Source organism: Capnocytophaga sp. oral taxon 329 str. F0087, assembly GCF_000213295.2.
Lineage (GTDB): Bacteria > Bacteroidota > Bacteroidia > Flavobacteriales > Flavobacteriaceae > Capnocytophaga > Capnocytophaga leadbetteri_A.
The window spans coordinates 1-22378 of the sequence record NZ_KN390005.1 but is presented as its reverse complement, the minus strand read 5'-3'; the positions used below and the strand labels follow the sequence as shown (position 1 = coordinate 22378).

General features: G+C 42.1%; 23 protein-coding genes. 4 read left to right on the top strand and 19 right to left on the bottom strand.

The genetic code is table 11. The annotated features are described in order from the left end of the window. Positions 1-2: 2 nt before the first annotated feature. Genes HMPREF9074_RS06305 through HMPREF9074_RS06295 form a run of 3 tightly spaced genes read left to right on the top strand, consistent with a single transcriptional unit; the run spans position 3 to position 3719 of the window. Positions 3-2465 carry a hybrid sensor histidine kinase/response regulator gene (locus HMPREF9074_RS06305; RefSeq protein ID WP_009392718.1) on the top strand — a complete coding sequence of 821 codons (2463 nt, stop codon included), beginning with the start codon at positions 3-5 and terminating at the stop codon, positions 2463-2465. 13 nt (positions 2466-2478) lie between these two features. Beyond that, the gene (locus HMPREF9074_RS06300; protein WP_009392717.1) at positions 2479-3351 is read left to right on the top strand and encodes a nucleoside phosphorylase; all 873 of its coding nucleotides are present in this window, start codon (positions 2479-2481) and stop codon (positions 3349-3351) included. Next, positions 3348-3719 (top strand): hypothetical protein, encoded by a 372-nt coding sequence (locus HMPREF9074_RS06295; RefSeq protein ID WP_009392716.1) that lies wholly within the window; start codon positions 3348-3350, stop codon positions 3717-3719. The genes HMPREF9074_RS06300 and HMPREF9074_RS06295 overlap by 4 nt, the downstream gene beginning before the upstream one ends. Before the next feature lie 92 nt (positions 3720-3811). Here HMPREF9074_RS06295 and HMPREF9074_RS06290 read toward each other — a convergent pair whose 3' ends face one another. The 9 genes from HMPREF9074_RS06290 to HMPREF9074_RS06250 all read right to left on the bottom strand — a co-directional run bounded on the left by HMPREF9074_RS06290 (position 3812) and on the right by HMPREF9074_RS06250 (position 10723). Next, positions 3812-4972 (bottom strand): MalY/PatB family protein, encoded by a 1161-nt coding sequence (locus tag HMPREF9074_RS06290; RefSeq protein ID WP_009392715.1) that lies wholly within the window; start codon positions 4970-4972, stop codon positions 3812-3814. 19 nt (positions 4973-4991) lie between these two features. Further along, complete coding sequence (murA, locus tag HMPREF9074_RS06285) at positions 4992-6302, bottom strand: UDP-N-acetylglucosamine 1-carboxyvinyltransferase (protein ID WP_009392714.1); 1311 nt, start codon at positions 6300-6302, stop codon at positions 4992-4994. Beyond that, positions 6283-6963: a DUF4290 domain-containing protein gene (locus HMPREF9074_RS06280; RefSeq protein WP_009392713.1), complete on the bottom strand. Its 681-nt coding sequence runs from the start codon at positions 6961-6963 to the stop codon at positions 6283-6285. Before HMPREF9074_RS06280 ends, murA begins: the two co-directional genes overlap by 20 nt. Then, positions 6960-7250: a DUF493 family protein gene (locus tag HMPREF9074_RS06275; protein ID WP_009392712.1), complete on the bottom strand. Its 291-nt coding sequence runs from the start codon at positions 7248-7250 to the stop codon at positions 6960-6962. Before HMPREF9074_RS06275 ends, HMPREF9074_RS06280 begins: the two co-directional genes overlap by 4 nt. 101 nt (positions 7251-7351) lie before the next feature. Further along, positions 7352-7675, bottom strand: coding sequence for a hypothetical protein (locus tag HMPREF9074_RS12700; RefSeq protein WP_009392711.1), 324 nt, complete (start codon positions 7673-7675; stop codon positions 7352-7354). A 328-nt stretch (positions 7676-8003) separates the two neighbouring features. Beyond that, positions 8004-8963 (bottom strand): bile acid:sodium symporter family protein, encoded by a 960-nt coding sequence (locus tag HMPREF9074_RS06265; RefSeq protein ID WP_009392709.1) that lies wholly within the window; start codon positions 8961-8963, stop codon positions 8004-8006. 266 nt (positions 8964-9229) lie between these two features. Further along, positions 9230-9679, bottom strand: coding sequence for a MarR family winged helix-turn-helix transcriptional regulator (locus HMPREF9074_RS06260; protein WP_034540029.1), 450 nt, complete (start codon positions 9677-9679; stop codon positions 9230-9232). After that, positions 9654-10106 (bottom strand): EVE domain-containing protein, encoded by a 453-nt coding sequence (locus HMPREF9074_RS06255; RefSeq protein ID WP_009392707.1) that lies wholly within the window; start codon positions 10104-10106, stop codon positions 9654-9656. The genes HMPREF9074_RS06260 and HMPREF9074_RS06255 overlap by 26 nt, the downstream gene beginning before the upstream one ends. 62 nt (positions 10107-10168) lie before the next feature. Continuing rightward, positions 10169-10723 (bottom strand): NAD(P)H-dependent oxidoreductase, encoded by a 555-nt coding sequence (locus HMPREF9074_RS06250; protein WP_034540035.1) that lies wholly within the window; start codon positions 10721-10723, stop codon positions 10169-10171. A gap of 183 nt (positions 10724-10906) precedes the next feature. On the opposite strand from HMPREF9074_RS06250, the gene HMPREF9074_RS06245 reads away from it, so the two are divergent. Beyond that, on the top strand, positions 10907-11137 hold the full coding sequence (locus HMPREF9074_RS06245; RefSeq protein ID WP_009392705.1) for a phosphohydrolase: 231 nt from the start codon (positions 10907-10909) through the stop codon (positions 11135-11137). A gap of 9 nt (positions 11138-11146) precedes the next feature. Here the strand turns inward: HMPREF9074_RS06245 and HMPREF9074_RS11885 are convergent, their stop codons facing one another. The 10 genes from HMPREF9074_RS11885 to HMPREF9074_RS06210 all read right to left on the bottom strand — a co-directional run. Beyond that, the gene (locus HMPREF9074_RS11885; RefSeq protein ID WP_231121893.1) at positions 11147-11302 is read right to left on the bottom strand and encodes a hypothetical protein; all 156 of its coding nucleotides are present in this window, start codon (positions 11300-11302) and stop codon (positions 11147-11149) included. 72 nt (positions 11303-11374) lie between these two features. Continuing rightward, the gene (locus HMPREF9074_RS12795) at positions 11375-11599 is read right to left on the bottom strand and encodes a zinc-binding dehydrogenase (RefSeq protein WP_255359606.1); all 225 of its coding nucleotides are present in this window, start codon (positions 11597-11599) and stop codon (positions 11375-11377) included. 2 nt (positions 11600-11601) lie between these two features. Then, complete coding sequence (locus tag HMPREF9074_RS06240) at positions 11602-12312, bottom strand: ATP-binding cassette domain-containing protein (RefSeq protein ID WP_009392697.1); 711 nt, start codon at positions 12310-12312, stop codon at positions 11602-11604. Next, entirely contained in the window at positions 12309-13859 is a 1551-nt protein-coding gene (locus tag HMPREF9074_RS06235; RefSeq protein ID WP_369700496.1) for an ABC transporter permease/substrate-binding protein, read from the bottom strand. Before HMPREF9074_RS06235 ends, HMPREF9074_RS06240 begins: the two co-directional genes overlap by 4 nt. 4 nt (positions 13860-13863) lie before the next feature. Continuing rightward, on the bottom strand, positions 13864-15048 hold the full coding sequence (locus HMPREF9074_RS06230; protein ID WP_009392693.1) for an efflux RND transporter periplasmic adaptor subunit: 1185 nt from the start codon (positions 15046-15048) through the stop codon (positions 13864-13866). Between the two features lie 5 nt (positions 15049-15053). Then, on the bottom strand, positions 15054-19385 hold the full coding sequence (locus HMPREF9074_RS06225; RefSeq protein WP_009392691.1) for a CusA/CzcA family heavy metal efflux RND transporter: 4332 nt from the start codon (positions 19383-19385) through the stop codon (positions 15054-15056). A gap of 85 nt (positions 19386-19470) precedes the next feature. Beyond that, positions 19471-19791: a DUF6660 family protein gene (locus tag HMPREF9074_RS12825; protein WP_084063424.1), complete on the bottom strand. Its 321-nt coding sequence runs from the start codon at positions 19789-19791 to the stop codon at positions 19471-19473. 60 nt (positions 19792-19851) lie between these two features. Continuing rightward, positions 19852-20544, bottom strand: coding sequence for a LytR/AlgR family response regulator transcription factor (locus HMPREF9074_RS06220; protein ID WP_009392687.1), 693 nt, complete (start codon positions 20542-20544; stop codon positions 19852-19854). Next, entirely contained in the window at positions 20541-21623 is a 1083-nt protein-coding gene (locus tag HMPREF9074_RS06215) for a sensor histidine kinase (RefSeq protein ID WP_009392684.1), read from the bottom strand. Before HMPREF9074_RS06215 ends, HMPREF9074_RS06220 begins: the two co-directional genes overlap by 4 nt. Before the next feature lie 6 nt (positions 21624-21629). Next, on the bottom strand, positions 21630-22378 hold a 749-nt coding region (locus HMPREF9074_RS06210; RefSeq protein WP_034540026.1), incomplete at its 5' end, for a DUF6268 family outer membrane beta-barrel protein.

Here is a 22378-nt window from a genome sequence, read left to right as displayed (position 1 = left end):
TAATGAAGCTCAGTAAGATAACGATAAAAGTAATAGTAAGCTATATACTGCTCATCTGTGTATCGGTATTGGCAGGATATATAGTATTTAAGGAAATAAAAAAGCTATCGAACCAAGAGAAGATAAACCAAGAAGATAGGAATAAAATAGTGCAAATAAGCAAAATTCTATCAATGGTAAATGAGACTGAAAATGCTGGACGTATAGCTATCAGAAGTGATGAAAAGGAAGCATTGCAAACATTTTTAGAGAAAAATGTCTACCTACAAAACGAAGTGCTAAAATTTAGGAGAGATATTACTTCTGAAAAACAATTATTGACCTTAGATACTATCAGTTCGTTATTGAATCTGAAAAGCAACAACCTGCAAGAGCTAAAAGCGTTTCAGGAGAGTGATAGTACCTCTATCATTATTAGGAGTGCTATTAGGAAACTATCGTCTTTAGAGCCTTATTTGGGCTATGAGTTTTTTGATAAGAAGAAGAATGCAGTATCCGATGCCTCTACATCGGATATTGCTTCTATATTAAAAAAATACAAAGGTGTAAAGGTGCCTGCTACCTTTGAGAAAATAAAGAAAAGCAATAAGATAGATAAGGTTGTGATGGAAACGCTGTCGCTTCTGAATAAAGTAAATGAAGAAGCACAGCAATCGAAGAGCCTTATAAATGAGAAAATGCATAAACTCTGGCAAAATGATGTGCAAGTATCGAAAAAATTAGATGATTTGCTGCATAATTTTGAAGAAGAGGTGTTGATAAACTCGCAAAAACTCAGTCAGGAGCGAAAAACTATCTTTGAGAATAGCAAAAATCTATTAATATTGTCGTTTCTCATTGCTTTAGGCATCATTGCTATTTCGAGTATTATTATTATTAATGATTTTGTGACCTCGCAACGCTACAGACGTAGGTTAGAGGCTGCTAATCGCAAATCGAACAACCTACTGAAAAACAGAGAACAGCTTATCTCTATGGTGAGTCACGACCTGCGTACGCCATTGAGTTCGATAGTAGGCTACTCGGAATTATTAGGTAAGTTGGACATCACTGAAAAAGGTAAAAACTATCTTTCGCATATAAAATTCTCTTCAGAATATATTTCTAAATTAGTAGATGAACTATTGGATTACACTCGTATAGAATCTGGAAAAGTAGTGATTGAGAAGATACCTTTTAACCTTCCGGAGGTGATAGATGAGGTAGCAAGTAACGTGAAATCGGCTTATAAAAACAAGGAGGTAGCCCTTTCATTTGCTTTCTCGGATATAGTGAATAACTTAAACTTTTCGACCGATGCTTATAGGGTGAAGCAGATACTTTACAACCTGATTTCTAATGCTTTTAAATTTACAGAACAAGGTACTGTACACATAGAAGCTGACGCTCGTCTTTATAAAGATGATATATATGAGATAGGCGTGGCGGTGACCGATACAGGTATAGGTATTAAGGAAGAGCAGCAGGAGCATATTTTTAATGAGTTTACGCAAGCTAATGACGAAATTTCAAAATTCTATGGAGGTTTTGGTTTAGGATTGCATATTTCACAAAAATTGGCACGTCTGCTGAATGGTAAGATATACTTAGAGAGTGAAGAGGGCAAGGGAAGTACTTTTACCCTGCGCTTTTTGGCAGAAAAAGTGGTGGAGCGCACGCGAACTACCCCTATTATCACTTCGGATAAAAGGGCAGAAGATATTAATATAGTGGTAATCGATGATGACCAAAGTATTTTGTCGCTGATAACAGAGCTGCTGAAACAAAAGAAGATAGGCGCTATAACTTTTACCAATGGCAGGGAAGCGCTTTCAGCATTAGAAAAGCTGCAATTTGATTTGGTTATTACTGATATACAGCTGCCAGAGATGAATGGGTTTCACTTTGTTACCCTTTTCAACGAAAAGTACGCTGTAGCACCATTGCCTGTATTGGCTATAACCGGTAGGCGTGATGTGCCTGAAAGTTTTTATACTAAAAGTGGTTTCTCGGGTATTTTGCCAAAGCCTTTTACCCCAGAGAAATTTTATGAGAAACTTAAAGTTTTCTTCCCTAACCTTAATACAGAAGTAGAACATAAACCTATAATGGTAATGCCTTATAATAATACAAATGGGTATACTCCTGAGGTATTAGAGAGTTTTATGGGCGATGACATAGAGGGTATTGTTGGTATTTATAAGCATTTTTTGAGTGAAACAGAGGAAAATTTGCAGAAACTCGAAGCCTCAGCTAAGATGCAAGACTACACAACAATTAAGTCGATAGCTCATAAGATGACTAGTATGTTTGCTCAGATAAACGCTCAGCGAGAATCGGAAATACTGATAGTGCTAAACAAAGTAGATAAAGAAGTACCTGAAGACTTAGAAGAGAAAATAAAGAATTTGACCCACTTCTTTAAAGAAGATTGTAGACCTATTATTGAGAATTATTTGAGTTCCTTTTCAGGAGGGAACTTATAACGAAGATTGAATTATGATAAAAGAATCAGAACTTATTTTGAATCCGGATGGTAGTATTTACCACCTGAATTTACGACCCGAACAAGTAGCCGATACTATTATATTGGTGGGAGACCCTAACCGTGTACCCCGTGTGAGTGCTTATTTTGATACGATAGAATTTAGCACTCAGAAGCGTGAGTTTTGTACCCATACAGGTACTTACAAAGGTAAGCGCTTAACTGCGCTTTCTACAGGGATAGGGCCTGATAATATAGATATTGTTATCAATGAGCTTGATGCCCTCTTTAATATTGATTTGCATACTCGTAAGCCTAAAGAGCAGCTTACTTCGCTCAATATTGTGCGTTTTGGTACTTCGGGGTCGCTACAAGCTGATATACCGGTAGATAGCTTTGTACTATCGTCTCACGGTTTGGGAATGGACAATATGCTGCACGCTTATAAAGATGCTCCTAACGTACGAGAAATAGCTATGGAAGAGGCTTTTATGGCTCATACCCAGTGGAATACTGACAAAGGGAGACCTTATATCGTTGGTTGTGGAGAGACTTTGAAGCAACGACTCTTAACAGATAAAGTATTTGAAGGTATTACGGGTACAGCACCGGGGTTTTATGGTCCTCAAGGACGTATGTTGCGCTTGCCAGTGCAAGACCCTACCCTGAATGATAAATTGCATAGTTTTAACTATAAAGGGTACCGAATGACGAACCTTGAAATGGAGACTTCAGCCATTTATGGACTTTCTAAACTTTTAGGACATCAAGCTGTTTCGCTTAATGCTATTATTGCTAATCGCGCAGCAGGTACTTTTACTAAAGATACTAAAAAAGTAGTAGAAAATCTGATAGTGTATGGTTTGGAACAATTGGCGAAGAAATGAAAAAAGCACCCTTAACAGGACAAGAACTCCATAATTTAGCAATGAACATTGTAGGTAATGCTTTGCGCGATGAACTACAATGGGAATTTCTGTTGGTAAACAGTGAGTTGAAGCGCGACCCTCAGTTTGTGTGTGTGGATAAAAACAATCAGAAGTATTTTGTGATAGTACGAGCCGTACCTTACGGAGAAGACCCTCAGCAATACGATGTGGTGTTTATGGAAATAGTGCGTAAGCACGCTGAAAAACATAATGCTCGCACACTATATGCTGGTGTGGGACTAACTAATACTCAGGATGAGAGCTTCCCGATTTATAAAGACGAACCTTATCGGCTGAACTTTAAGGGAGTAATAGAGATAGAGTAAGGAGTTTTAGTACTGATATTAATAAAAAAGGCAGCCCAAAAAGTTTAAACTAAACTTTTTGGGCTGCCTTTATTTTGTAAGATATTCTTTTTTTATCCTATAGCTTCTTTTAGCTGAGCTAAGGCTTGTGCTACTATACTGCGCGGGCAAGCTAAGTTGATACGCATATAGCCTGTGCCTTCTTTACCGTAAATAGCTCCGTCATTAAGAGCTAAGTGTGCTTGGTTAGTACAGAGGGCTACCAATTCTTTCTGGCTAAGCCTTAAAGCTTTAAAATCAATAAATACTAAGTAAGAGGCTTGTGGTACTATTACTTTTAGTTGTGGTAAGTGTTCTTGCAGATAATCTACTAAATAATCAATATTGCCTTGTACATAGCTGAGCATCTGCTGTAGCCATTCTTCTCCTTTTGTATAGGTAGCTACTACCGTATTGAAAGCAAATACATTACCTGCTGCCAACTCATTTCCTTCTACATAGCTCTCAAAACGTCTTCTTAAAGTAGGATTAGCAATCACAGCATATGAGGTAGCTAAGCCTGCCATATTAAAAGCTTTGCTGGGAGAGGCAAATACTACCGAAATATCACGAGCTTGCTCGTTAATACTTGCAAAAGGTATATGCTTATATGGTGCCAAAGTCAGGTCGGCGTGTATTTCATCAGCTACCACTACTACCTTATGGGCAGCGCAGATAGCTGCTACTTTTTCGAGTTCTTCGCGCGTCCAAACACGTCCACCAGGGTTGTGGGGGTGGCAGAATAAGAACAACTTACAACCTTTAATTTTCTCTTCAAAAACATCAAAATCAATATGGTACTGTCCATCTCTGAGTATTAAAGGACAGTTTACTAACTCGCGATGATTGTTGCGTATTACCTGAGCAAAAGGGTTGTATACAGGCTGCTGAATCATCACCTTTTCGCCCCGCTCTGTGAAGGCTTCCACAGCCATTGCTAAGGCGGGTACTACCCCTGGTACAAAGGAAATCATTTCTTTGCTAATCGTCCACTGGTGGCGATGTGCTTGCCAATTCATAATAGCCTCATACCAGCTATCAGGTTTTGAGGTATAACCGAAAATTTCGCACTCCATACGTTTGCGCATTGCCTCTACTATAAAGTCAGGGGTTTTGAAATCCATATCGGCTACCCACATAGGTAGGAGGTCGGTTCTGCCCCATCGTGGTGCCAATGCCTCTAACTTTAGAGCATCGGTGTCTTTCCTACAAATAAGTTCGTCAAAATTATACATAGTTATTAATTGTCAATAGTTAATTCACCCTTACTATATTAGCCCCAAGAGCTCTTAGTCTTTCGTCTATATTTTCGTAGCCTCGGTCTATTTGTTCGATATTGTAAATGGTAGAAGTTCCTTTAGCCGAAAGGGCAGCTATTAGTAGTGCAATACCAGCTCTGATGTCGGGTGAGGTCATCAGTGTAGCACGTAGAGGCGACCTGAAATCGTTACCTATCACGGTAGCACGATGGGGGTCACAGAGTATAATTTTAGCCCCCATATCTATCAGTTTATCGATGAAAAACAAGCGGCTTTCAAACATTTTCTGATGTATAAGTACCTGACCTCTTGCTTGGGTAGCCACCACTAATATAATACTAAGTAAGTCGGGGGTAAAGCCAGGCCAAGGAGCATCAGCTACAGTGAGTATCGAACCATCAATATAGTTTTGTATCTCATAACCATTCGTGTGTGCAGGTATGTGTATATCATCATTTACTTTTTCAAAGGAAATACCCAATTTGCGAAATATTGTGGGTATAATGCCCAGATGCTCCCAACCTACATTTTTGATAGTAATTTCGCTGCGAGTCATTGCCGCTAAGCCTATCCAGCTACCTATTTCTATCATATCGGGTAAGATAGTATGGCTACAGCCCCCCAATTGGGTTACGCCATTTATGGTGATTAGGTTAGAGCCAATACCTTGAATATCAGCCCCCATAGCATTCAGCATACGGCATAGCTGTTGCACGTAGGGTTCGCAAGCAGCATTGTAGATTGTGGTTTTCCCTTCTGCCAAAACAGCTGCCATAATAACGTTAGAGGTACCAGTTACTGATGCTTCTTCCAATAGCATATAAGTACCTTTTAGCCGTTCAGCTACCACGCTATAAGTGAAGTTACTTTCGTCATACTCAAAGTGTGCTCCGAGTTTTATAAAGCCATCAAAATGGGTGTCAAGGCGGCGTCTACCTATCTTATCGCCCCCTGGTTTAGGCATATAGCCTACCCCAAAGCGCGTAAGGAGAGGACCTACTATTAGTATCGACCCTCTTAAGGCTTGTCCTTCGTGATAAAAAGCCTCCGATTTCAGATAGTCGAGGTTTATCTCGTCTGCCTGAAATGAATAAGAGCCCTTACCGAGCTTTTGAATTTTTACTCCTAAGTTCTCGAGTAGCGAAATGAGCTTGTTTACATCTAAAATATCAGGAATATTGTGAATAGTAACCTTCTGGTCGGTCAGCAGTACAGCACAAAGCACCTGCAAAGCCTCATTTTTAGCTCCTTGTGGAGTGATTTCACCCTTAAGAGTATGCCCTCCTTCAATTTTGAAAACGCCCATTGTTATTCTTTTTATAATTAGTAAATCCTTTCTTTTGTTGTCCTTGTCCGTAGTGGGGGGGAGTAGTAGGAATACGCTTAGTCAGATTCATCTTTGTACGTATAAGCGACTGGCTATCAGTCAAGTCTTCTTTGCGGCGTCGCAAATCTATCTCACCCCCACTGAGTTCGTATAAATGTTCAAATACTACGCTATCATCTACCGATTCTTTGTTCCACGTTAAGAAGCTCTTTTTCATATGGTTAGCTATAGAGTACTCTAGCGCCTCTCGCAGTTCGCCTTTTTCCCACTTGCAGCAGGTTTCAATCATACGGATAATCACATTGCCATAAAAGCGGTATTTAGGGTGTGCCTGCGGATATTGCAACCGGTCAGGACGCTTGTACAAGGTCGAGCGGGTAGGCTTTTCGTATGGCGAATCTACATCTAACTTAAAATCAGACATTATAAACAGCTGATCCCATAGTTTGTGCTGAAAGTCAGGCACATCGCGTAGGTGCGGAAATAGGTTCCCCATCACCGCTACGATACTACGGGCAGTGCGGTTGCGCACGTTGCGGTCTTCTAAGAGCACTGCTTTCTCTATCATTTTCTGTATATGCCTGCCGTATTCAGGTATGAGTAGCGCAGGGCGCTCTGTATTGTATTCTAATGTCGTCATAATGATAAAATACCTTCTACTTTGCCAGCTTCTTTGTAGTATTTAATTACTTCATCAGGATTTTTAACGGTTAGGCTTACCGAAACACCTATATATTTGCCATTTGATGACGGACGCGTACTAATTTCAGCATTTGTTTCTTTAAAAACGTCTTTTAGTTGCACTAATTTAGCTTCATCATCAGGAATTATGAATTTGTATAGGTATTTAGTAGGGAAAAGAGAGGTCTCTACTAATTCTTTTTTAAGTCGTTCGTAAAATTCAGCAAGTTCTTGTTCTGATTTCATCGTGTTTTCTTTGTTATTAAGTGAGACGGCAAAGGTAAGAAATAATTTTGAATTTTGAATGATGAGTTTTGAATTATTTTGAAAAGCTTAGTAGGTACGGACTATAAACTCGCACCAGCGAGAGAACCAATCGCTTCTGTTAGGGCGGCTACTTGCGCGGGGGTGGTAGCCCACGAGGTTATCAGCCGTATAGCAGTGTGTTCCTCATCAATGGTCTTCCATCGGTAAAACTTAAACTTTTCTGCTAATATATCAATGCTTTTGTTAGGCAGAATAGGGAATGACTGATTGGTAGTAGTGTCTGCCAAAAAAGGGTATCCTGCTGCTGCAGATGCCTCTTTGATAGTCTGCAAACGTTCATTGGCGTAGCGTGCGAGCGTGTTGTATAGGTCGTTTTGAAAGAGCGTCAGAAACTGTATGCCCAATAGTCTTCCTTTGGCTAAAAGGGTGCCTTTTTGCTTCAGATGATATTCAAATCCTTCTTGTAGGGTAGGCTTGTTGATAACGATTGCCTCGCCTAATAAGCCGCCATTTTTGGTCGCCCCAATGTAGAAAACATCGGTGTATTGGGCAAGGTCTTCCCATTGTCTTGTGCATTCAGGGCTGATCCCAGCCGCGCGTCATCCATAAAGAGCAAAAGCTGATGGGCTTGGCAACAGGCATAGATAGCTTTGGTAGAAAAGTATGTTTGTTTTGGCTGCAAAAGTACAAAACAATTAACAATTGACAATCTTATGTTAATTATTAATTGTTTTACGCTTCATACTTTCCTCGTTTCCAGATTTCTATAGAATTGATAATATTCTGCCATAAAATATAGCAACCAGGCCCTACTGTAGAAAGAGGGTGCAGGTAGGTAGCGGCTATCCAGATAGCAAAGGCGGTGTTCTTTTGCCCTAAAGCTTGTCCCGCTTCTATCGAAGAGCAAAAAAAGCGTCCTATACGTCGCCCTATGGCGTACTGCAATAGGCATACTACTAAGCCCGAAATACCGATGAGTAGCAAAAAGCTGATAGAGGTTTGCGCGTGAAAAATGTTTTTCAGAGTAGTGCCTGTTACAATCATTAGCGAGCAACCCCATAGGTAAAAAGAAAGGTCGGGTATATGTATGAGCCATTGGTGAAAACGATGGAGTAGGGGTAGGCTCTTGGTGAGGAGCGCTAATAGCATTGGTACAACCAACACTAAGCATACTTTCTGCATTATTAGCACAAAAGCACTCCAGAAAGTCATTTGCGAGGCGGGTTCTATCAACGGAAAGCATAGCGGAATAAGCAAGGCACAGAGCAGATTAGAAACAAAGGTATAAGTAGTCATTTGCTCTAAATTACCACCGAGTTTTAGGGTTACTACGGCAGCCGCTGCAGCACACGGACTTATAATGCAAGCCAATATACTTTCCAAAAGAATCAGCTCCTTACCTACGATACCAAAGAGGAGAATAGCCCCCACGCCTATGCCTACTAATAGGCATTGCACTGCTACCATCCACCAGTGCCAAGGTACGATGGCTATCTTCCTAAAATCTACCTTGCAAAAAGTTACGTAGAGAATGAGAAACATAAACAGCGGCAATATACTGTTGAATATAGGGGCAAACCATTGCGATGCCTCCTCTAACGCGGGTACGTAATAAAACACCAAATAAGCTAACGCTCCTATACCCATAGAGAAGGGGAGCGTCCAGCTTTTTATAAATTGAAGAAGTTTCATAGCCTGCTAATTTAACTGTACATCATTTGTAATATTCCTCTGATTTACGGGGGCAAAAGTACGGCGTTTTTTTAATATAGTGTTATACAAATCACAGAATTTTGTATACAAATTCAAGAAATGAATAAAAAACCTCTCCATTGATAGAAAAAGCTACCAGTGGGGAGGGATTTTTGTGCCCTTATTACATCTTCTTCAAAGCATTCACTTCATTAATACCTATATGAAAACCATACATAAGGATAGCAAGGAGCAAAACGATTCTGCTAATTCATCAAAAGTTTGTGCAGTTGAGCGTTGAACGAGGGCTGTTCGGTTGCCAAAATACTGAAAAATTCATCGTCGAAAGCCTCGACCTTAGCGACGGCTTGCGCGATGAGTTCGGCACCTTTATCGGTGATAGCAACTACTTTGGCGCGGGTGTCGGTCTTGTGTTCTTCCCTTGTAATGAGGTCTTTGCTCTGCAAAGTGCGCACCACTTGCGAGGTAGTCATTGGGTCTATCTTGGTGAAATTTGCCAAAGATACCTGTGTGATTTCCTTTCCTTGTTGGGCTAACCACTGTGCGCTCGCCAAGAGTACAAACTGGGGGTGTGTGAGGTCGAAAGGTTGCAACACTTTTTTGATTCCTCGTTGCCATAACATACTTACCTGCCAAAGTAAAAGCCCTGAGCTTTCTTCGGCTCTTAAACTAAAAATTGAATGCTGAGAGGTCATTGTGTAACATTTTAGAAGCTATAAGTTTAAAATCGTTCTCGGATATTTCCAAAATACCAAAGCGAAAAGGATATCCCCACGCCTTTTTGTTGGGGATAAAGTCCAATAGCTCGATAAGGTCGGCTATGGGCGTTTCTTCGCAGTCTACAAAAGTAATATTTCTCCTAAACGGACAGAAATTTTCACTCATCTGAAAGGCATAAACTTCCTCGTCTTTCACTCTGCCAATAGCCGTGAAGGCTTGGCATTTGTCTTCTTTTCCGAAATAGCGTTTGGAAGAGTAATAGAGAATGCCGTCTCCCTCCTGCATACGTTTCAAAGGCTGTGCCTTTCCGTGGCAGGCTTGGGCAAAGCCTCCCGCAACGCCCATTTGTACGTGGTCTTTGCTTGCCACTACAATCCAATATTTGATAGGTCTGTTTTTCATTTATAAATAGAATAAAAACCGTGTGACACACTGCCACACGGCGATTTTTATCAATTGCAAACTTAGTTTAATTCTTTGATTTTTGCAACCAATTGAGCGGCGTGCTCTTTGGCTCTTTGTTGCAAGGTTGTAAATGCTTCTTTGGGCATTACCTCTGGAATATATTTCATTCCGTAAGAGATGACAGGCTCTTGGAATAGCAATTTGCAATGATTGGCAGTTTGGCGGTGAATGTTGAGAAAATCGGTAAACGGATAGTTCTGTGCGCCACCGTGTTGGTAAGCCTCTTCAGGTGCTCCGGTGGTGAAAGAAAGGATGAGTTTCTTACCCATCAGCTTATTGTCACCATAAGCAAAGCCGTGTGAAAATACGTTGTCTAACCATTTTTTTAGTAAAGCAGGAAGCGAATACCAATTCACAGGGAATTGCCATACTATTACATCTGCTTTTACAAGTTTAGCTTGTTCGGCAGTTACATCAATTTGATAGTTAGGGTAGAGAGCTTGCAAGTTACTTACTTCAGCCTCAGGGAGCAAGCGTTTTACTTCTTCTAAAATAGCCTTATTGGCGTTAGACGTCTCCATAGTAGGATGTCCATTGATAATTAAAACTTTCATATATTTTGTAATTTGGGCGCAAAGGTAATATATATTTATATAATAAGCAAACTTATTATAAGTTATTTTATAAATATTTTTAAAGGTATTGATATAGAAAATCCCCCTACTGATAGCTTTTTTTACTAATAGGTAAGTTAGCAAGTTGAATTAATTATTATCTTTGTCCTTAAAAAACATATTATGGAACTGCAAGTAGGAAAGAGCTATCGAGTGAAAAATGATATTTTCAACTTTAAAAAGGGTGAGGTTTGGCTGTTAGCAGATGAGGGCTACCAAGCTTACTATGGCGAACAAAATTTTGTATTCGTTAATGCGGAGAAATCTTATAGATATATAGTTTTACGAAATTCTTCAGATGAAGATATGGAAATAGGATGCCATTTAGATAGGTATTTTGAGGAAATTGAATAAGTTACTATATCAATAACTATCATCATCTATCTTAAAAAGTTCTAAAGCAATATGTGCACAAGCCTCGGCATCGGCTAAGGCGTGGTGATGTTGCTTTAAATCAAAATACAGTAAAAACAAGTCCGATACTGCATACACTGCTGCGGTATTGGTTGGCGGTTTCAAAGTCTAAGGCTGCGAAAGTATTCATTTTATCAAAGTAGTTTATTGATTGCAAAGATATAAATAATTAGCAAATTAGCTAATGCGTACCACCACCTTACCATAACCTGCACTGCTTTCAACATACTGGTGAGCAGTAACTATTTCTTCTAAGGCAAATACTTTTTCGGGAGCAACGGGTACATCGTGTTCGTCAATATAAGCAAATAACTGAGTAATCTTTTCGGCATTTACACTTCTATTTGTAACTGCTGGGCATCGCCCGCTTGATGGATAACGATAGCTTTCATTTTTATAAATTATTAATGAACCAATTGTCTTACAAAATCATTAGCAGGATTGCTTTTAATCATTTCGGGGGTGTCGTATTGCTGAATAACACCCTTGTCCAACACCAATACTTTGGTACCCAGTGTTAAGGCTTCGGCTATGTCGTGAGTAACAAATACGATAGTAGCCCCTGAAAGCTGATGCAATGCTTTTAGCTCGCGCTGTAGCTGCTTGCGGGTGATGCTGTCTAACGCTCCAAATGGCTCGTCCATTAGTATGATGTTAGGATTAGCAGCTAAGGCTCTTGCAATCCCCACCCGTTGTTGTTGTCCTCCTGATAGCTCGTGCGGAAAACGCTTAGCCAGTTCAGGAGCGAGGTTTACTAACCGTAGTTTTTCAGCAACAATACGGCTGATGTCGCTTTTATGATAATTCTTTAGAACAAGCACATAGGCTATGTTCTCTGCCACGCTCAGGTGCGGAAAGAGAATATTACCTTGGATTACATAACCTATGTTGCGGCGTAAGGCAATGAGGTTTTCGTTGGCAATATTTTTGCCGTCAATACGTATCTCCCCTTTGTCAGGCAATACCAGCCCGTTAATCATCTTCAGCACAGTAGTTTTACCAGAGCCCGAAGTGCCTATGATGGTGAGGAAAGTACCGCTTTCAATAGTGAGGTTGAAATCGGAGATGATTTCCTTACCGTTATAGCTTTTGTATATGTGGGTGAATGTTATCATTGTTGTGGGTGTAAAAGTCCTTTTTGTAGCAGGTAGTTTTTAGCTACTTCTTCAGGTCGTTTTCTCTCGGTTTCTACTAAGAAGTTGAGGTGTGCCATCGTGCTATCGTCTATTAGCTGGTTCAGCTTTGTCAAAGTAGTGCGCAGGGTGGGGTAGGTGGTCAGTAGCTCGGTGCGTACCACCGTGCCTGCCTTGTAGGAGGGGTACATATTACGGTCGTCTTGCAGTACCACCACCTCACTTACCGATAGCTGTCCATCGGTAGTGAAAACCACCATAGCGTCAATCTTTTTATCACGCATCGCTTGGTATTTCAGTCCGATATCCATATCGAGTACCTTTCTAAAGTGCATCCCATATACCTCTTGTAGTGCTTTGTAACCGTCTTCTCGCTCAAAGAAGTCGTATTCAGCCCCAAAGATAAGTCGCTCGCTCACCTTAGCCAAGTCAGTAAAAGTTTTAAGCTGGTATTTTTGAGCCATTTCCTTGCTAACTGCCAAGCTATAAGTATTGTTGAAGCCATATAGGTTAGCCCATTCCAATCCGTATTGCTTTTTATAGGCAGTTTCTAAGTCGGCGAACTTGTTCTCGTTGTAAGGGTCTTTGCGTTTGAGTACTGCTTCCCACGCAGTACCGGTGTACTCGGGGTACATATCAAAGTCTCCACGCGCTATGGCAGGGTGAATGTTAGAGGTGCCACCCCCTACACCATTGGTCAGTCGCACCGAAAGCCCCGTGTCTTGTTCAATAAGCAAAGAAAGCATCTGCCCCAGCAAATAGCTCTCAGTCATCGGTTTGGTAGCGATATGTATATCTTTTGTTTTCTTAGGTGAAAGCACAAAGAAGAGAGTGATGAGCAGTGCCAAAATGCCTATCCCTACCAGCTTTAGTGGATTGCGCTTATAGGCAACTTCACGGTGCACCAATCGTTGCTCTACTTTTGCCAAAAGAAAATCAAAACCTAAAGCCAAGAGCGCAATCAGCACACTGCCTATGAGGGTCATCGCACTGTTATTGGTAGTGATACCTCTGTAGATAGCCACCCCCAAGCCCCCAGCACCTACAAACGAGGCGATACCAGCGAGCGCAATGGTCATCGTTACCATATTCCGAATGCCCGACATCAGTACAGGCAGGGCTAAAGAAAGTTTGATTTTCCAAAGCAGTTGCCTGCGGGTGCTACCCATTGCCTCTGCAGCTTCTACAATCAGCGGATTGATTTGGGTAATACCCGTATAAGTACTGCGGATAATAGGCAGTAAAGCATAGAGTATTAGAGCAATAAGAGCCGTGAGGTTCCCTACCCCCGTAATAGTGATAAAGAAACCCAATAAAGCGATAGAGGGGATAGTATAGAGCACATTCACAGCCCCTAAGAGCCAAACGGCATACTTGCGGTACTCGCTGATAAAGATTCCCAATAGCACCCCTATAAACGTTGCGATAACAATTGCCAAGAGCGAGATAAGCAAATGCTCAGCAGTGAGGTGCAGGAAGAACGGCGCTTCCTCACGAAGAAGAGAAATAAGATCTGTCAAGATGTTCATTAGTTTAGTCTTCGTGTTCGCCGCTATTGACCAAGGTAGCATTGATAAAAAAGGCGCCTTTGGTAGCGATTGTTTGCTCGGGGGCGATCGGTTTTACTGGGGCGATAGCGGTATAGCCACTTTCGGAAGCTCCTTTTACTACCTCCACTTTCTCAAAAGAGGTTTCTTTATCCGAAGTTTGGGTTACCAGAAAAATGTAGGATTTACCAGCATCCTCTACGATAGCCTCGTTAGGTACAGCAGGGGTCGTTTGTTTGTCAAGACTGATAACCCCTGTTACATTCATTCCATTGATGAGCCCTTGTTTGTCACCCTCTACGTGGCAATGTACAATGATGCTTTTGCTTTCGTTTTCAAACGAAGCCGCAATGTTATACACTTGGGCATCATATTCGCGAGAGGTGTTATTGGTAGGGTTGAAGTGCACTTGTTGTCCTACCTTAATGTAAGGCAAGTCACGCTCATACACTTGCAAGTGCAGGTGTAGCGAACTGTTGTCGATGATTTCCACAATAGGGGTGGAGGCATCTATATAAGCCCCTTTGTTAGTATATACCGCACTGATATTCCCACTAATAGGAGCCACTATCGCCAAAGTAGATTGCATTCCCTTATCGGTGAGTGTTTGAGGGTTTAAGCCCATTAGGCGTATTTGCTCTTCGAGGGCTGCTTTTTCAGTGCGTAAGGTACGTAGTTGGGTAGTGGCCGCTTGTAAGTTCTTACCCGTACCGGCATTGCCTTCGTAGAGGATCTGCTGGCGGTCAAGCTCTTGCTGGGCAAGTTCGATTTGGCTATTTACGGTGAGCAAGCGCTGTTGCTGTTGTAGAAAATCGGGATTGGATATGGTGGCAATTACCTGCCCTTTTTGCACATAACTGCCTATTTCTACCTTTACGCTCTTGATAATCCCCGCATATACAGTCGATACCTTCGCCTGATGGTCGGCAGGCATGCTCAGTATTCCATTGGCTTTGAGGGTAGCGGCAAGAGCTTTTTCTTCTATATGTCCCAAACGAATATCTACAGTTTGGATTTGAACTTGGGTAAGGGTGGTCAGGTTGCCTCCTTCTTCGTGGTGTTCTTCGCGCTCTTCGAGCTTTTGATTATTGGTAGTTGTAGGAGTGCCATTGCAGGCTGATAGACTAATTCCTATAAGGATAAAAGCGATTTTTATACCATATTTTTTCATTTGTTTTACTGGTTTAAAAGGGATTGTATTTCTATTACTTTTTGATTAAGCGCCTCGATACTCTCAAGGTATGCCAAGCGGGTATCTACGGCTGTCTGTAGGGTGTAAAGGTACTCCACATAGCTTATTTCACCTGCGCTATACCCTAACTGATTGGCTCGGATAATGCGCTCGGCTTCAGGTAGCGCTTCTTGTTTGTAAAACTGATATTTTTGCAAATTCAGTTGGTATTCCTCTTGCAGATTTATCCATTGAGTTTTAAGCTGTTTTTCTGTTTGTTGAGCTGCTTCTATAGCTGCTTCTTTCTGATATTTATAAGCTTTCACCTTGGCACGGGTAGCGGTAAAAATAGGAACTGAAAGCCCTATGGTGGCAAAGTGAAAACGTTTACTTCTATCAGTATAGGTCTCTACCCCTCCAATGGTTTGCATTCCTATAAGAGACTGATTGGTATAGCCCAATGTAAGGTCGGGCAGGGCTTGGGCACACTCTAGACGTTTGTTGTGCTCAGCTATGTTTGCTTCTTGATAGCTGAGTTGTACCAAAGGGTGCTGAGAGAGTTGTACATCCGAAGGCTCACTGAGTAACAAAGGCTCATACACGGGCGACTTGGTAATGGTAAATGCTTCTTCTGTTTGCATTAACGTACGCAAGTTGCGATAGGTAGCTTGTTGTATAGTTTTGTTCTGTTGAAGTAACAAACTTATTTCTCCTTTCTTCACTTGGGCAGTGTTAATATCTATCTTCTTGGTATCCCCTGCTTTATAGCGTACTTCAGCAATGCGAATAAAATTATTGTAGAGACTATCAAGCTGCAAGAGCTGTTCCTCTTTAAAAGTCAAATATTGCAATTGCTGATATGCGTTGCGCACTTGCCGCTTCAGTTCATTCTGCTGAAGGGCTAATTGCCCTTGTTGTAATTGTGTCTCTGCTTGATAGAGCTTTTTGCGAGCAGCAAATACTGTAGGCAAAGGAATAGATTGTGATACACCTACTGAAAGGTCTTTTTCAGCACTGCTGTACTGCCCGTATTGCCCTGTAAAGTCTGTTTTAGCCAATTCAAAAGAGGTTCGCTCTTTAGCACTTGCTCCTTGTAGCTTGAGTTGTGCTGCCTTAATCACTCCATTGTTCTTAAGGGCTATTTGCTCTATTTCTTGTAGCGAGTAAGACTGCTGAGCGTGTAGCGCTATAGGACTGATAAGCAATAGGGCTATCGTGAGTACTTTAGCTGAAGGACGGCGCCAAGAAAAGGTACTATTGAAAGCGATGTAAAGCAACGGAAGCACAAAGAGGGTGAGGAAGGTAGCCGATACTAACCCCCCAATAACCACTGTAGCTAAGGGGCGTTGTACTTCTGCTCCTGCTCCTTGACTGAGTGCCATAGGTAGGAAACCTAAGCTCGCCACCATAGCCGTCATTAGCACAGGGCGTAAACGCATTTCGGTACCCGTAATCACGCGATGCAAAAGGTTGGTCATTCCTTCTTTTTTCAGCTGGTTGAAAGTGCCAATAAGCACTATACCGTTGAGCACTGCTACCCCAAAGAGCGCGATAAAACCAATACCCGCACTAATACTAAAAGGCATTCCCCGAAGAAGCAAGGCAAATACGCCCCCAATGGCACTCATCGGGATAGCGCTAAAGATGAGCAATGATTGTTTTATAGAGTGGAAAGTAAGGTATAACAAGAAAAATATTAAAAGTAGGGCTACAGGCACGGCTATGAGCAGTCGGTCGGTGGCTTGTTGTAGGTTCTCAAACTGACCGCCATAGGTAAAGTAATAGCCCGTAGGGAGCTTTACGCCCTTTAATTTTTGTTCTATATCACTCACCACACTCTGCACATCGCGCCCTTGCACGTTGAAGCCAATGACGATACGGCGCTTGCCTGCTTCACGGCTTACTTGTGCGGGGCCTAATTCATATTTGATAGTGGCCAATTGGCTCATCGGCACCTGCCCATTTTCGGTAGCTACCATCATATGCTGTACATCGTCAATTCCGGTACGATGGAGGCTATCGAGGCGTACCACAAGGTCGAACCTTCGTTCGTTCTCGAAGACAACCCCAGCCTTCTTACCAGCAAAGGCGGTACTGAGTACCTCATTGACCTCTTGCACCGAAAGTCCGTAGTTGGCCAAACGCACACGGTCGTAAGTAACATTGATTTGCAGAAGTCCGCTTACTTTTTCGACCTGTGGGGCGGTAGCACCTTCTGTTTTCTGGATAAGTTGGCTTACTCTTTGGGCGTAGTGGGCGAGGGTATCCATGTTTTCTCCAAAGATTTTTATCGTTACATCCTGTCTGACACCTGTCATCAATTCGTTGAAACGCATTTGTATAGGCTGGCTTTTCTCAAAAAAGACCCCAGGAATATCCTTGAGCCGCTCAATGATGGCATCTCCTAATTCCTCATAGGAGCGACCACTTTTCCATTGGTCTTGGCTCTTGAGTACGATCACAATATCGGAGGCTTCCAGCGGCATAGGGTCGGTAGGTATTTCGGCAGAACCTGTTTTGCCTATCACCATTTTCACCTCGTCGAACTCACGAATCAGGCGAGAGGCCTGCATGGAAGTCTCCAAGCTCTGCTTCAGGGAAGTGCCCGGTGGCAGAATACATTCAAAAACAAAATCGCCTTCTTGTAGTTGTGGAATAAACTCACCTCCCATACGGCTGAAAATGCCTACCGCAAGAACGAACAGTACCACGGTACTGCCTATTATCCATCCCCTAAGGCGGATAGAACGGACAAAGAGCGGTTGGTAGTGACGGTAGAGCCACGCTATCATTCTCTCGGCAAAACTACGCTTGTCACTCACCTTTTTAGGCAAGAGCAAAGCACTCATGGCAGGGATATAGGTAAGAGAAAGAATCAACGCCCCTGAGATAGCGAAGACTACAGTCTGTGCCATAGGGCGGAACATCTTGCCCTCTACCCCTACCAAGGTGAGGATTGGGATATATACCATCAAGATAATAATCTCGCCAAAGGCAGCACTACTGCGTATCTTGGACGCAGAATGATACACTTCATCGTCCATTTGCGCTTGGGTAAGTGGTTGTCGGTTTTTACGGATAGCTAAATGGTGCATCACTGCTTCTACCACAATAACCGACCCATCAACGATAATTCCGAAGTCTATTGCCCCCAAGCTCATCAGGTTCGCACTTACCCCAAAGAGGTTCATCATTCCTAAGGCAAAGAGCAAAGAAAGTGGAATGGCAGTAGCTACAATCAGTCCTGCTCTCAAGTTGCCTAAGAAGAGTACCAAAACGAAGATGACAATCAGTGCCCCCTCTAAGAGGTTTTTCTCTACCGTGTGAATAGCGCGTTGCACTAGGTCGGTGCGGTCTAAGAAAGGTTCTATTACTACATCGTCAGGCAAGGATTGTTGTATAGTGGGTAGTTTTTCTTTAATACGGCTAACTACCTCGTGGCTGTTTTCACCTTTGAGCATCATCACCACGCCCCCAACGGCATCTACTTCGCCATTGTAGGTAAGAGCTCCATAACGAATGGCACTCCCTAAGCGTACCTCGGCTACATGCTTGATAAAGAGGGGAGGGGTGTGCTTGCCTACGGCTATATTGCCTATGTCTTCAAGGGAGCGAGCCATGCCTATTCCTCGGATAAAGTAGGCATTGGGGCGCTTGTCGATATAGGCACCTCCTGTATTTTGGTTGTTCTGCTCCAAAGCAGTGAAAATATCACTGACACTCACCCCCATGGCACGGAGGCGATCGGGGTCTATAACCACCTCATACTGCTTGAGTTCGCCTCCAAAGCTGTTGATTTCGGCTATTCCTTTGGTACCATAGAGTTGGCGAGCCACGATCCAGTCCTGCATGGTGCGGAGGTCTTTGGCGGAATATTTGTTTTTGCTCTGTTCCGTAGGGCGAATGATATACTGATATACCTCCCCCAGTCCGGTACTCACGGGTGAGAGTTCGGGCGAGCCTATGCCTTGAGGGATTTGTTCCTGTGCCTCCTTGAGCTTTTCATTGACTAGCTGGCGGGCAAAGTAGATGTCCATATCCTCGCTAAAGACGGCTGTGATGACCGAGAGGCCAAAGCGAGAAATACTGCGTGTTTCCTCCAGCCCAGGAATATTGGCGATGGCTTGCTCAATAGGAAAAGTAACCAGTTGCTCTACCTCTTGTGAGGCCAAAGTAGGGGTAGAGGTGATGATTTGTACTTGGTTGTTAGTAATATCTGGAACGGCATCAATGGGGAGCCTTGTAGCACTCCATACGCCCCAAAAAATAAGCATAAGGGTCATGAATCCTACAAATAGCTTATTTTTGATGCTAAATAGTATGATTTTGTCTAACATTTCTAATAAGAATTAATGATTAGTTAATGACTAATGATGGGTGAGATGACTAATGAACAATCACTTGAGATGAAGAAAGAAAAGACTATATCTTGGGAGGAGTCCAGATATTCCCATAGTAGTTCGAAGACCATACGGTCAGGGGATAGCTATAGGAGGGAATGGTTGCGGTGGCTTGAGCAATGGTTAAGGCCTCATAAGTAGTGGGCGTGCTGATTACCATTTGGCAGCAAGTGCAAATGCAGAAAGGTGAACAGATATCCAAATGAAAATGAGAGTGTTCCCCAGTTGGGGCTGTTACAAATTCATAAGAAGCTGAAGACTCCTCACCTTCAAGCATATCCGTACAGGGCAGCCCAGTGAGTGCCAACAGATATAAGCTAAGTATGAAGGTGAAAAATCTCATATTGGGGGCAAAAATAGTAAAATAATGACATATAGCAATCAATCAATGATAATTTTTTTGCTAATTCCCAAATTTGCTAATTACCTCATACGCCCTACCAATAGGAATTTCGGTCTCACCAATGCAAACAAATTGGTGGGTGTACGAACTGATGTGCTGTACATTCACCACGCAACTCTTATTAACGCGTACAAATAACGCAGAAGGTAGTTGGCTGTGTATATTCTTAAGGTTAATCCACGTAATGTATTTATCGGTAAAAGTGTGGATAATTACGTAGTCTTTCAGTGCCTCTATATAGAGGATATCACTGTGAGCGATGCGGTAATTCCGCCTGTTAGCACGAATGTTAATATATTGTGTGTCAGTAGACTCAAAATCTGTTTTCTGCTGAGTGAGCAATTGGTGGTAACTCTCAGCTTTGGCAACAGCTTTCTTAAAACGTTCAGGGGTGATAGGCTTTACCAAATAGTCCAGTGCATCTACCTCGTAGCTATCTAAAGCATACTGGCTGTAGGCGGTGGTAAATATCACCAAAGTCTGTTCGGGCAAGGTTCTAGCGAACTCCAAGCCGTTTACCCCTGGCATCTCTATATCTAAAAAAAGTAAATGTACTTCGTTTTTCTTCAGAAAGTCCGCTATGCCCGCTGTATTTTTAAACGAACCCAAGAGCTTTAACTGGCTATACTGCCTAATAAGGCGCTCCATACCAATACGTGCCAAAGGTTCATCATCTACTATCAAACAATTCATAGTTGCAAAGCTAAAGTTACTATATATTCTTGGGCTAAAGCTTCTTGCGAAAGCTCAAAATGGTCTCCATAGAGCAGTTCCAATCGCCGATTTAGGTTGGGTAAGCCTATTCCACTACACTTGTGTTTGCGATGAGGCTCTGAAGGTACCGAATTGCGCACCGAAAAGTGCAACCAACCCTCTTTATTTTCACATTTCATATAGATATACGTAGGGGCAAGGCTATCAGTACTGTGTTTTACAGCATTTTCTGCTAATATCAGCAATATGTTAGGAGGAAGTTGTATCCCTTGTAGATTCTTTTCATTGTATGTAAGCTCATAAGTAAAATCATCACGACGCATTGCTTCCAAAGAGAGATAATCGTTTAAAAAACGCAGTTCCGACAAAAGGAAAACCCGCTCCTCGTGCGACTGATAGAGCAAATGCCGTAGGAAATCAGATAGTTTTACAAGGGTATACGAGGCTTTTTCAGGGTCTATATGCACCAATATATTAATGCTGTTGAGCATATTGAACAAAAAGTGTGGTTGTATTTGGCTTTTTAGGGCTTGTAGTTCACTCTCGGCGGCTTGTCGCTCTAATTCCTGCATCTTTTCGTTGTTTTTTATCCACGATTGAAATATTTTTAAGAAAGTAGAGGTCATTATAAAGGGCAACAAGCTCAACAGTGAAAAGATAAATAGGGTAGGGATAGGCAAAGCCATCGCCTTTTTAAGGTCTTCACTAATGATGTACTCTCTCCATATTACGCTGTTTAGGTAGTAGGTAAGCACCTGAAAAACAAAGAGTACGCCCACAAGACTGATAGCATAGTTAATGAGCTTGCCTCTAAATAAAAACTGCGGAATGAGTACATACAGGTTTAGGTAAAAAGCGATGGTGATAACTAACCATCTTTCTATCCAGTCCAGATGGTCAAAAATCCCCTTATAGGCGCCCCATTCTTTGGTCGTCAGAAAGAACAGAAGCAATAAGCAACAAGCAGTTATATGCCGATAAATGCGGTATCTATCAGCTATAAAAAACTGCAAAAAGAAGTTGTTCTTCAAAAATATGTTAGGATTCTCAGTACTCATTGTCAATTACTTAATCGTGATTCCCGCTGCAAAGTACAACGCAGGCAAAAATACACTCGAGCGCGCACTACCGTCTTCATTTTTAGCTTCAGAAGCAAACATCGCACTGAGGGTACGTTCTCTATAACGTCCCGAACGGATAAAACTACCGCCAAAAGTCACCGGAATGCTTATATGCTTACCCAGTTTAAACTCAGGTTCTAATCCTACAAAAAAAGTTTGCGAAGAGAACATTTCTTTTTGTCCGTTGCGTCTTAGGTATGCCGAATAACCTCCTATATTAGCTACTAATTTCAAGCTGAGGTTTTCGCTATAATCATAACCAAAAGCTACTTTCGTACCGTCAAGTAGATTGATATCTATAGTGAATTTATCAGAAAAACCTCCTTTGTATTTCAAATAAAGGGCAGGAAACACCATAGGATAACCAAAACTGTTGTTAAGAGCCACGCCACCTCCTATTTCAAGGTTAGGTCTCCAATGCCATATAAACACCAAAGCCCCATTAGCCAAAACATTTTCGTCTATGCGGATAGCCGACAGTCTATTTTCAGGGGTATAGCTTCCTATACCCAGAGCCATCAACATAGACCAACGCTCTTTCAACGGACGTAAGTGAAGCACGGTTGCTCCCAAGTTCATCACTTGCGAAGGCAGTTCTTTCCCTATAGGAAAATTATGATTGTCCATCTTTACGAAAGTACCGCTAAGAGCCACGCCCCAAATGGTAGCACGCTTATAAGGGTCATCTTCAG